General features: G+C 69.5%; 7 protein-coding genes. 4 read left to right on the forward strand and 3 right to left on the reverse strand.

The features are described 5' to 3' along the window. From VFS34_14100 to VFS34_14110, 3 genes are all read left to right on the forward strand, one after another. Window positions 1-1,693, forward strand: a 1,693-nt coding sequence (locus VFS34_14100; protein ID HET9795582.1) for a hypothetical protein, incomplete at its 5' end; no start/stop codon positions are given. Next, window positions 1,690-3,384 carry a CRTAC1 family protein gene (locus VFS34_14105; GenBank protein ID HET9795583.1) on the forward strand — a complete coding sequence of 565 codons (1,695 nt, stop codon included), beginning with the start codon at window positions 1,690-1,692 and terminating at the stop codon, window positions 3,382-3,384. The genes VFS34_14100 and VFS34_14105, both read left to right, overlap by 4 nt. After that, window positions 3,381-5,153 carry a CRTAC1 family protein gene (locus VFS34_14110; protein ID HET9795584.1) on the forward strand — a complete coding sequence of 591 codons (1,773 nt, stop codon included), beginning with the start codon at window positions 3,381-3,383 and terminating at the stop codon, window positions 5,151-5,153. Before VFS34_14105 ends, VFS34_14110 begins: the two co-directional genes overlap by 4 nt. 15 nt (window positions 5,154-5,168) lie before the next feature. Here VFS34_14110 and VFS34_14115 read toward each other — a convergent pair whose 3' ends face one another. Both VFS34_14115 and VFS34_14120 read right to left on the reverse strand, forming a co-directional pair. After that, complete coding sequence (locus tag VFS34_14115) at window positions 5,169-6,320, reverse strand: hypothetical protein (protein ID HET9795585.1); 1,152 nt, start codon at window positions 6,318-6,320, stop codon at window positions 5,169-5,171. 206 nt (window positions 6,321-6,526) lie between these two features. Continuing rightward, window positions 6,527-8,251 carry a CRTAC1 family protein gene (locus VFS34_14120; GenBank protein HET9795586.1) on the reverse strand — a complete coding sequence of 575 codons (1,725 nt, stop codon included), beginning with the start codon at window positions 8,249-8,251 and terminating at the stop codon, window positions 6,527-6,529. Between the two features lie 113 nt (window positions 8,252-8,364). Here VFS34_14120 and VFS34_14125 point away from each other — a divergent pair, with 113 nt between their 5' ends. Continuing rightward, window positions 8,365-10,944, forward strand: coding sequence for a protein kinase (locus VFS34_14125; GenBank protein ID HET9795587.1), 2,580 nt, complete (start codon window positions 8,365-8,367; stop codon window positions 10,942-10,944). 175 nt (window positions 10,945-11,119) lie between these two features. Here VFS34_14125 and VFS34_14130 read toward each other — a convergent pair whose 3' ends face one another. Further along, window positions 11,120-11,749: a hypothetical protein gene (locus tag VFS34_14130; GenBank protein ID HET9795588.1), complete on the reverse strand. Its 630-nt coding sequence runs from the start codon at window positions 11,747-11,749 to the stop codon at window positions 11,120-11,122. Between the last annotated feature and the right edge of the window lie 267 nt (window positions 11,750-12,016).

Here is a 12,016-nt window from a genome sequence, read left to right on the forward strand (position 1 = left end):
GTGGTGGCCGATCGCCCCGCGCGGAGTCGGGCGCGTCGATGCGATCGCCGCCGACGACACCGACCGCGACGGCGACCTCGACCTCCTCGTCACCGACGGCGGAAGAACCCGCCTCTTCGAAAACGAAGGGGGGAACGCCAACGACTGGCTCGACGTCGTGCTCGAGGGGCTGGCCTCCGGCTCCGGAAAGGTGAACCGCGGAGGCGTCGGCTCTCTCGTCGAGGTGAAGGCGGGCAACCTCTACGCGGCGCGGACCGTCTCCGTCCCGCCGACGCATTTCGGGCTCGGGAAGCGCGGGCGCGCGGACGTCGTGCGGGTCGTCTGGACGAACGGCATCCCGCAGAACCTGATCGATCAGAAAGGGCGGGCGACGGTTCGGGAGGTCCAGCAGCTCAAGGGCTCGTGCCCGTTCGTCTACGCGCTCGACGGGAGGAGCGGCCGGTGGAGCTTCGTTTCCGACGCGCTCGGGCGCGCGCCGATCGGGCTCCTGTACGACGGCGTCCATCTCGCGGGCGCCGATCCGCGCGAGTGGCTGAAGATCGACGGCGCCATGCTCTCGCCGGACGCCCGCGGAGTCGTCGCGATCGATTACACGGAGGAGCTCTGGGAAGCGGCGTTCCTCGACCTGGCGCGTCTCGTGGCGGTCGATCACCCCGACGGAACGGATTTCGTGCCGAACGAGCGGATGGTTCCGGGCGTTCTCGAAAAGAAGCTCTTCACCGTCGCCCGTCCGAGGCCGGTCGCGCGCGCCACCGAAGACGGCGAGGACGTCACCGATCTCCTCCGGGCGGCGGACCGCCGGTACGTCGTCCCCGGCCGCGAAACCGCGTACCAGGGAGTGCGCACCGAGCATGGCCTCGAGCTCGATCTCGGGCCGATCTCCGGCGCGGCTCGCGTGATGCTGTATCTCGAGGGGTGGATCTTCTACACCGACACGTCGATCAACGTTTCGATCTCGCAGCGGCACGATATCCGCCCGGAAGCTCCGGTCCTCGAGGTCCCCGACGGCAAAGGGGGCTGGCGCGTCGCGATCGAGGCGCTCGGGTTCCCCGCCGGGAAGACGAAGACGATGCCGGTCGATCTCACCGGGATCGTCGATCCGCGCGACCCGCGCGTGCGGATCCGCACGACGATGGCGATCTGGTGGGACGCGGCGTTCGTCACGGTCGACGACCCGGCGGTCCCGACGCGCGCGACCGCGCTCTCTCCGGCCCGCGCGACTCTCTCCTACCGCGGCTTCTCGCGCCGGTACCGCGAGACCCCCGAAGGCCCCGAGGTCTTCGACCACGACGCGGTCGATGCCGCTCCGCACTGGGCGGACGTGCCCGGGCGTCTCACCCGATACGGCGACGTCACTTCGCTGCTCACCGAGGCCGACGACCGCTGGGTCGCTTTCGCGGGCGGGGACGCGATCCGGATCGAATACGACGCGCGCTCTCTTCCGAAGCTCCCAAGAGGGTGGAAGCGCGACTGGATCCTCGTCTCGGACGGATGGGACAAGGATTTCGACAAGAACACGGTTGCCGGGACGACCGTCGGACCGTATCCGTACCACGCGATGCCGTCCTATCCGTATCCCGAATCGGCGCCGTTCCCCGATTCGCGCTTCCTCGAAGAATGGGTGACGCGTGCCGTCTCGCCGGAGAAGTTCGACGGGTGGGTGCGGGATTCGGGCGAGCCCGCGCTTCGGTGAAGAGAGCGCGGCTGTTCGTCGCGGCGATCCTCGTCGCCGGCTCGGGGCGGGCGCTCGCCGGCCCGCTGACGTTCTCGGACGCGACGAAGGCCGCCGGAATCCGGTTCAAGTTCCGGACGGACCTTCGCCGCGGCCGGATGATCGCCACGATGGGCGGCGGAGTGGCCGCCGCGGATTTCGACGGCGACGGCTGGACCGACCTCTTCTTCACCGGCTCCGCGGGGAACGCGAACAAGCCCCGGAGCGGGCCGTGCGGCGTGCTCTACCGGAATCGCGGCGACGGGACGTTCGAGGACGTCACGGAGCGCTCCGGCATCCGCGCCTGCGGGTGGCAGATGGGCGCCCACTGGATCGACGTGGACTCCGACGGCCTGCCCGATCTGGTGGTCGCGGGGCTCGACTGCACCCGCGTCTGGCGCAATCTCGGCGGCGGGAAGTTCCGCGACGTCACGCGCGAGCTCGGAATCGACGTCGGCCGCCAGTTCACGATCGGCGTCGCCGCAGGGGACATCGACGGAGACGGACGCACCGATCTCTACTTCCTCGGCTACCTCGAGACGACGCCCGAGAAGGAGCGCTCCTTTCCGCAGTTCCAGATCCGGCTGCCGGAGGACTATGCGGGCGAGACCGGGATCGTCTTTCGGCAGCGCGAGGACGGGCGCTTCGAGAACGTCACGGCTCGCACCGGGGGCGACGACGCGGGAGGGAAGGGGACCGGCGCGGTGCTCTTCGACTACGACGGCGACGGGAAGCCCGATCTCTTCGTCGCCAACGACCGGGTTTCCAACCGCCTCTACCGGAACCGCGGCGACGGGACGTTCGAGGACGTGACGGACGAGACGGGCGCGGGCGCCCGCGGCGGAAAGCCGCGCGCGGGAATGGGGATCGCCGTCGGGGACCCGTTCGGGAGCGGCCGTCCCGACCTGTACGTGACGAACTTTTCGGGGGAGACGAACACCTACTATCGCAACGTCGAGGGCGCGCTCTTCGACGACGCGACCGACCAGACCGGCACCGGCCGGCAGTCGTGGCCGTACGTCCAGTGGGGAACGCATTTCGCCGACTTCGACGACGACGGCCGCCCCGACCTCTACGCCGTCTCCGGGCACCTCGTGCCGCACGTCCTCGCGAAGATCGCGGCGTTCTTCAACGGGCGCCACCTCGCGGACATGTTCCAGGGGGACCAGTCCTATCGCGAACCGATCTCGCTCTGGCGCAACGACGGCGCGAAATTCGTCGACGCGGCCGCGGGATCGGGAGACCTCGGCCGGACGAAGATCTGCGCCCGGGGCTCGTCGGTCGCGGATTTCGACGGCGACGGAAGGCTCGACCTCGCGGTCGCGGCGATCTCCGGCGGTCCGCGGCTCTTCCGGAACTCGACCCCCGCGACGGGGCACGCGATCGAGATCCTTCCGGCTGCGGCGGACCGCCGGACGGCGCTCGGCACGAAGGTCCGGGTGACGGCCGCCGGGCGCGCCCAGACCCAGGAGTTCATCCTGCAGCCTTCCTACGCGTCCGGCTCGTGGGTTCCGCTCCATTTCGGCCTCGGGGCGTCCGATCGGGCGGACACGATCGAAGTGATCCCGCCGGGGGAAACGCAGCCGCGGTGGACGCTGCGCGGCGTCGCCGGCGACCGCGTCTATCGGCTTCGGGCCGGGGTTCTCGACGAAGTGCGGGCGTTTCGCCGGTGAAGGCCCTCCGCGTCCTGGGAATCGTCCTCCTCGGGCTCGGTGTGGCCGGCGCGGTCGCGTGGAACCTCCTGTTCGGCGAGGAGCGCTCGCGCCGCACGCACGTGACGGGGAGCCTGTTTCGCGACGTCACCGCCGAGTCGGGAGTTCGCTTCCGGTTCCATGGGGACTTCTTCGACGCGAAGCTGATCCCGACGATGGGAGGCGGCGTTGCGGCCGCCGACTACGACGGCGACGGATGGACGGACCTCTTCTTCGTCACGCAGATCGCGCACGCGAAGAACGGCGTCAACACGCGCCCGCAGCGGCTCGAGGACTGCGCGAAGCTGTACCGGAATCGCGGCGACGGCACCTTCGAGGACGCGACGGAGCGCTCCGGCATCCGCGCGTGCGGCTGGGGGATCTCCGCGATGTGGGCGGACCTCGACTCGGACGGATTTCCCGATCTCGTCGTCGGCAACTCCGGCGGGAACACGGTCTGGCACAACGAAGGGAACGGGACGTTCCGGCTCGTTCGCGATTCGGGACTCGAGGGCGGGAAGATGACGATCGGGCTCGCCGCGCTCGACGCGGACGGCGACGGGATCCCCGACGTCTACGAGGGGAACTACCTCGACACCGATCCCGTGCGGGAGGGGAAGATCGGTTTCGAGGTCAAGACTCCGGACGAATATCCCGGCCAGGACAACGCGTTCTTCCGGGGGCGCGGAGACCTTCGTTTCACCGACGCGACGGCGGAATCCGGGACGGCGGATCCGGGCTCGAAGACGATCGGCGCGGCCGCACTCGACTACGACGGCGACGGAAAGACCGATCTCTACGTCGCCAACGACCAGTGGCGGAACACGCTGTTCCACAACGAAGGCGGGGGCCGCTTCCGCGACGTCTCGGAAGAGACCGGCACGGGATATCCGCCGGAAGGGGCGACCGCGTTCGGACGGAAGACGCGTTCGGGAATGGGCCTCGTCGCGGACGATCTCGACGGCGACGGCCGTCCCGACCTCTTCGTCACCAACTATGCCGCCGAGCCGAACACGCTCTACCGGAACGTCGAAGGCGCTCTCTTCGAGGAGGCCGACCGGGCGGCGTTCGGCGGCGACCGCGACCCGTCGGTCCCTCTCTCGGGATGGGGCGTCGTCGCGATCGACTACGACAACGACGGACGGGACGACCTCGCCGTCTCGAACGGGCAGATCCTCCCTCGGTTCTGGACCGTGATCGGGTCCTGGATCAACCCGAAGGGGAGGAACTTCGCGGTCGGCGAGAAGAGCTACGCGCAGCGCCAGTTCCTCTTCCACAATCTCTCGCGTCCCGGGGAGCCCCGATTCGAGGACGTTTCCGTCTCGGCGGGAGACCTGGGGCGCCTCTGTTTCGTCGGCCGCGGGCTCGCGGCGGCGGATTTCGACGGCGACGGCCGGCTCGACCTCGCGTACAACCCGATCGATCGACCCGCGGTGGTCCTCCGCAACGCCGCGGCCGCGGGACGGGCGATCGAGATCCTTCCGGTCGCCGGCGCGGACCGGAAGACCGTCCTCGGGACCGTCGTGACGGTCGGCAGCCGGGCCCGGCCGTTCTTCGTCCAGCCCTCGTACGCGTCCGGTTCCTGGGTCCCGTTGCACTTCGGAATCGGGAGCGCGGAGAAGGCGGCCGTCTCGATCCGCTGGCCCGACGGAACCGTTCAGGATCTCGGCGACGCCCGGGCCGGAGCCTGGAAGATCCGAAAGGGGGGGAAGCTCGAGGCGCTGCGAAGAGCGGCGAGCGATCGACGGTGATCTCCCGGGGTCTCTTCAGCGCCAGGCGGAGCCGACCTGGATGTAGACGGCGCGCTGGCCCGATGGGCCGAATCCGACGTCGACCCCGCCCTGGAGACCGAGCTTTCTCGCGAGGAGGTAGCGGAATCCGAATCCGCACGCCCACACCGTTTCCGATGAGCCGAGGTCGTTCCAGGAGGGCGCCACCCTGCCGGCTCCCCCGAAGGCGAGGAGCATCCAGCGCTCGTCGATCCAGAATCTCGGCTCTCCTTCGGCGAGGAACGAGACCTTGTCCAGGTACTTGCCGGCCGTGAGGCCTCGCATCACGAGGGTCGGCCGCATGTAGAACGGCATGTCTCCCCACGCGTACTGCGTGTCCAGCCGCAGCCCGTAGCCCCAATGCTTCAGCGGCCGCCCGAAGAAGAGCGTCTGGATCCGGGCCCTTCCAAAAGAAGTGTCGCTTCCGAAGGCCGGCTCGAAGGCATTGCCTTCGCCGTGGACGAGGACGCCGCGACGCGGCGAGAGGAAATTGTCCCGGCTGTCGTATTCGACCATCCCGCCGAGGCCGCCGACGCTGCTTTCGAGCTCGCGTTCGGCGATCTCGGGGGGCAGCTCGCGGTCGAAGCGGCTCCTGGTCGAGAGATAGAGATACTGGAGGCCGGCGTAGAAGTTCGTCGCGCCGATCCTCGTCTGGAAGCGCTGGAACGTCGCCCCGGTCTTGATCGTGAACGCCAGGGGGTGGTCCTGGAGAGGACTCTCGGCTCCGAAGCCGTAAAACTCGAGGTTGAGATCGAGGTAGCCGACGGCGCCGGTCAGCCTGTACTGGTCGCCGGAGAAGGGCAGCAGGTAGAAGCCCGCTCCTCCCCAGGTGCCGTTCTCGGTTCCCGCGACGACGCCGCCGTAGATCGTCGGGGTCGGGCGCCCGGAGGAGATCTCCCGGGGTCTCTTGATGAACACCGGCGCGAGGCCGCCGCCGAATCCGACGGCGGGCTCCGTGATGACGACCGGCACCAGCAGGATTCCCGACCGGCTCTGGAGATAGTCGGAGAGGTCGAGGCGGCCGTCCTCGGGATCCTCGAACCGGGCGAAGAGGCCGCCGCCGGCCGCCGGCGACGACAGCAGGCCGGCGAGAATCGCCGCGCAAAGCATCCTCCGCGGGCTCACCCGGTTCTTTCGGCGGCCGCCCATCGCTCGGATCTTCGGGGACGCGGCGCGACGGCGGCAGAGCCAAGTTACCCATTTCGGGAGAAAGCGTTCCGACCCCTCCGATTCGGCGCGCCGGCGCCGGCACGTCGCTCGGCAGGATTTCGTGTAGTGTTCGGGAGGCGGCCGCGGCGCGGAGGCCGGCTCGAGTCAGAGCATGTTCGGCGGCGGATCTCCCGAGTCGCCGGCGGTCACTGCTTCTCGATCTCGTTTCCCTCGATCCACCGATAGCGTCCGGGTCCGACTGCCTGGGCCTTCCCCTTCGTTCCGTCCGGCCAGACGACTTCGACCGATTCGGCCGAGGCGTTCTTTCCCAGCCCGAACGTCAGGGTCTTTTCGGAAGCCGACGCGTAAGATTTCGCGGTCGAGACCATCCGCACCTGCGGCTTCCCACCGATCGTCGCGGTCACCTTCGCGCCGATCGCGTCCCGGTTCGACTTGCCGGAGCCTTCGAGCGTGACGCGCAGGCTCCGGGCGGGTTCATCGAGCCGGTTCAGGAAGACGTGCGCCGGGCCGCCGTTTTCGACGACCACGACGTCGAGATCGCCGTCCCCGTCCAGGTCTCCGTACGCCGCTCCGCGCCCGACCATCGGGATCGCGAGCTTCGCCGCCGCGGTCGCGTCCGACATCTTCCCGTCCCCCGCGTTCCAGTAGAGCGTCGGCGCTTCCCGGTAGGAAACCGCCTTCTGGACTTCCTGGATCGCGTTTTCGACGTGCCCGTTCGAGAAGAAGAGATCGGAGCGGCCGTCGAGGTCGTAATCGAAGAAGAAAACGCCGAACGTCAGCGACAGGAGCGAGTCGCGCCCGATTCCCGACGACGCCGAGAGGTCGAGGAACACGTCGCCGCTGTCGGTCCAGTAGAACGACTTCAATTCGTTGGAGAAGTTTCCGATCGCGAGCGCCGCCCCGCCGGGCTTCGCGTCGGACCAGTCGATCCCCATGGCGCCGCGCGACCTCCCCGCCTCGTTGACGGCGATCCCCGCCTCGACGGCCACGTCGGTGAAGGTCCCGTCGCCGTTGTTCCGGTAGAGGTTGTTCGGCGCCGTGTCGTTGGCGACCGCGAGATCGATCTTCCCGTCGCCGTTGTAGTCGTACGGCGCGACGCCGAGCGCTTTCGCGTTGGCGGTGCCCACGCCCGCGGCCTTCGTCGCGTCGCGGAATTTTCCGTTCCCCTCGTTGTGGAAGAGGCGGGAGGACGTCCCGTCGTAGCGCTCGGGGGTGCAGTACGATTTCGTGGTTCCGTCGAGCGAGCAGAAGATGTCCTTCCCCGGACTCCAGTCGACGTACCGCGCGAGGAAGAGATCGAGCCTTCCGTCGCCGTCGTAGTCGAAGAACGCCGCCGACGTTCCCCACCCGGGATCGCCGGCGCCCGACGCCTTCGTCACGTCCTCGAATCGGCCCCGGACGTTCCGGAAGAGGCGGTTGCCTCCCATGTTCCCGAGTCCGGTGACGTAGACGTCTTCCCATCCGTCGCCGTCGAAGTCCCCGACGGCGGCGCCCATTCCGTAGAGGACCTTCTCGAGCCCCGCCTGCGCCGTCACGTCGCGGAAGCGCGGCACGCCGTCCGGACCGTTCCCCTCGTTGCGGAAGAGAGCGAGCGAGGATTTCTGCGATCGCGCCCGGGGGTCGCCCGGCCAGTACGCGGAGGAGACGAGCAGGACGTCGTTGCGGCCGTCGTTGTCGTAGTCGAAGATGGCCACCCCGCCGCCCATCGTCTCGGGCATCCATTTCTTCCCGGCCGCGCCGTTGACGTGCGCGAAGGAAATTCCGGTCCGCGCCGTGACGTCCTCGAACCGGACGGGGGGGACCTTCGCCTCGACGACGGGAGCGATCTTCGCCGGCGGGGGGGGCGCCGCTTTGCGGCAGGCGGGCACCAGCCCGGAGAGAAGAACGAGCGAAACGAGCCGTTTTCGCATGGCGGCGGAAGTGTATCGCTGCCCGGCGGATCGCCCGGTTTGCTATTCTCGGGGAAGCCGTTGAACAGAAAAGAGGCCGGGGAGCAGCGTCTCCGCCGTCCTGCGTTCGCGCGATGTTGACACCGGGCTCCCGGCTCGGCCCCTACGAGATCGTGTCGCTGCTCGGAAAGGGCGCGATGGGGGAGGTGTACCGCGCCCGCGATGCCCGTCTCGATCGCGACGTCGCGGTGAAGGTCCTCCCTCCCGGCGTCTCCCTGCCGCCGGAGGTCCTGCGGCGATTCGCGGAGGAAGCGCGCTCCGCGTCGGCGCTCGCTCATCCGAACGTCGTCACCGTCCACGATCTCGGAGAGATCGACGGCTCGGCGTTCCTGGTGATGGAGCTCGTGGAGGGCTCCTCGCTTCGCGAAATCGTCAAGCGCGGGAAGCTCCCGTTCCGGAAGGCCGCCTCGATCGCCGCGCAGATCGCCGACGGGCTCGCGGCCGCCCACGCGCGCGGCATCGTGCACCGGGATCTCAAGCCGGAGAACGTCGTCGTCGATCGCGAAGGGCGGGCGAAGATCGTCGACTTCGGGCTCGCGAAGTCGCCCCGCCTCCCGGCGGCCGGACCCCTGGACCCGACGGTACCCGACGCCGGCTATCCCCAGACCGAACCGGGAACGCTCCTCGGCACGGTCGGGTACATGTCGCCGGAACAGGCGCGCGGGGAGCCGGTCGATTTCCGCTCCGACCAGTTCGCGCTCGGCTCGATCGTCTTCGAGATGTTCGAAGGGAAAAGGGCGTTTTCCGCTTCGTCCGCCGCCGAGACGCTCGCGAAGATCATCCGGGAGCCCGCCCCTTCCCTTTCGCTCGCGGGACTCGAGGGAGAGGAGCTGCGCTGGATCCTGGAGCGATGCCACGCGAAGGACCCGGCCGACCGCTACGGCTCGACCCGGGACCTGCATCGCGACCTGCGACGGTTCGAGGAGCGCTTCAGCCGAGGGTCGCCCCGCGCGTCGCCGGCGGCCGCCCGCGGAGGGCGTCTCCTCGCCGTTTCTCTCGCCGTCGCCGCCGTGGCCGCGTTCTTCGCCGCCGCCGCGGCATGGCGCTCGCGGACGCCGCCCGCGCTGCCGCTCTTCCAGCAGCTGACGTTCCGGCGCGGCGCCCTGTGGAGCGCCCGCTTCGCGGGCGACGGCCGGACGATCGTCTACGGGGCGGCCTGGGACGGCGGTCCGTTCGACGTGTACTCGACGCGCTTTCCGGCGACGAACGCACGGCCGCTCGGCCGTCCCGGCGCGAATCTCCTGGCCGTTTCGGAGGCCGGCGAGCTCGCGGTCTCGCTCGCGAGCCGCCCGGTTCTCGCCGGCGTGACGTCCGGGACGCTCGCCCGCCAGGCGCTCGAAGGAGGGCCGCCCCGCGAGGTCCTCGAGGGAGTCCTCTTCGCCGACTGGAATCCGAAAGGGGAGGCGCTCGCCGTCGTCCGCTCCGAGAAAGGGGAATTCCGCCTGGAATATCCGCCGGGAACGGTGCTCGTCCGGACGTCCGGCTGGATCAGCCATCCCCGGTTTTCTCCGGGCGGACGGACCATCGCGTTTCTCGACCATCCTTCCGCGCCGGACGACCGCGGCCGGGTCTCGCTCGTGGACCTTTCCGGACGGCGCCGCGACCTGACGCCCGAGTGGCCGAGCGCCATGGGGCTCGCGTGGTCCCCCGCCGGGGACGAGATCTGGTTCGCGGCGACCGGCGCGGAGGGGAGCCGCGCCCTTCGCTCGGTGTCGCGCGATGGAGCGCGCGCGAGGGTGCTGACGCGGGCGCCCGGCGATCTCACGCTCCAGGACGTGTCGCGGGAAGGGCGGGTCCTGGCGACCCGCGAGAACCTTCGCATCGGGATCGTCGATTCCGCCGAAGGAGCGGAGCTCCGCGACGTCTCCTGGCTCGACCGATCGCTCGCGACCGACCTGTCGGAGGACGGGCGCACGATCCTCTTCACGGAGTTCGGCGAAGGAGGAGGGGCCCGGTACGGAGCATTTCTCCGCCGTCCCGGAGAATCCCTTCCGCTGCCTCTCGGGGAGGGATTCGCGACGTCGCTCGCCGTCGACGGGAAGTCCGTTCTTTCGATCGTCCCGACGAGCCCGCCGGGCCTGGTTTCGCTTCCGACCGGCGCCGGAGCGGCCGTCCGCGTCCCTTGCGGCGACGTCTATCCGGTCTGGGCGGTCTGGTTTCCCTCCGGGCGGCGGGTGCTCCTCGCGGGGATGCAGCCGGGCCGCGAAGTTCGGCTCTACTGGACCGCGCCGAACCTCGCCGAGCCCCGGCCGCTCGCCGCCGAAGGCGTGACCGTTTCGTACGGCGGCGGAATCCGGGTCTCTCCCGACGAGAAGTCGGTCGCGGCGATCGGGAGCGACGGCGCGGTGAAGATCTTCCCCGTGGCCGGCGGGAGTTCCGCTCCCGTCGCCGGGCTCGAGTCCGGATTCGTGCCGCTGCGCTGGAGCGGGGATGCCCGGTCGCTCTACGTGTCCCGGTTCGGGGAAATGCCTTCGGGGGTCTACCGCGTCGATCTCGCGACCGGCGCGAAGACGACGATCGCCGAGCTCGTCCCTCCCGATCCGACGGGCGTGATCGGCATCCCTTCCGTCGAGATCTCCGCCGACGGAAAGACGCGCGTTTATTCGTACGCGCGGTCTCTGGGGGAGCTTTACCTCATCGACGGCCTCAAATAGGGGCGCGGGAGGCAGGCGCGGACGATGCATCGAGCCGGGGCGCGTGCCGTCGGCCGGCGGCTCGACGTACGGCTTTTGGTACGCCTTCGCCGCCGGCCGGCCAGCCCGCATCCCGCCGGGCTCGCGCCTCGCCGCGCCTCGATGGTGTCGCTTCGCGTTCGACCGTTCGCGAACGTCACCTCGAAGGGCAGGCGACCTTCGACTCCACCGAGCACGGCATGACGGCCCGGCCGCCCGACATGGGAGTCGCGTGCGTGCGATCGAACTTGATTCCCTTCGTGCTGTCGCCGCCCGCGCTCCAGCTGGACGCGAGCGCGACGACCAGGGCGATGCCGATGGCGATCAGGACGACCGAGCCTCCCGAGATCGCGGGACCGTAATCGTTCAGCACGACGTTGGCCTGGACCCGCGTGGCCGGCGCGATCGTGAACTTCTTCTGCCGCGTCGCGGACGGAGCACTCGACGCGTTGCCGTCTCGCCATCCGGCGACCCGCAGCCGATATCTGCCCGGCGGAAGGTCCGTCACCTCGAACGAGGGCTCCGCCGTCTGCTTGATCGCGACCGGACCGCCGGGGTCTTCGCGGTAGAGCGTGCTCTCGACGCGGTTGGCCGTGAGCGCATTCTTCGCGATGTCGCGCTCGTGATCGAAGATCGCCGCGTTGAACGCTCCGGTTCCCGTCCCCGCTCCGGGAGCGTGGCGGGTCGTCTTGAGGTCGGTCGTCACCGTCCCGCAACCGGTCGTCCAGAGCGGGATGTTGAGCGCCAGGACGAGAAGCGACGTCCATGTCCGATTTCCGGCGTGCATGATGTTTCTCCTTTCGACGACCGGTCTCATCGCACGGGCGGTGCCGTCCCGGTCTTCGGCGTCCACCCGGTCGCGCCGTCGCGAAAGGCCGTTTCGTCGAGCAACTTGCGGATTGCCGGACCCACGATCCGCCGTGCGCGGGTTCGACGGGGTCCCGCGGAAACGTGAGGCCTCTATCCGTTCGGATAGAATCGCGGGCACGGGAAAAGATGAATCCGAGGCTGATGGCGCTCTCGGGACCGCTCCGCGGGTCGAGCTTTCTCCTCG

This window comes from Thermoanaerobaculia bacterium (assembly GCA_035717485.1).
In the GTDB taxonomy this organism is placed as follows: domain Bacteria; phylum Acidobacteriota; class Thermoanaerobaculia; order UBA5066; family DATFVB01; genus DATFVB01.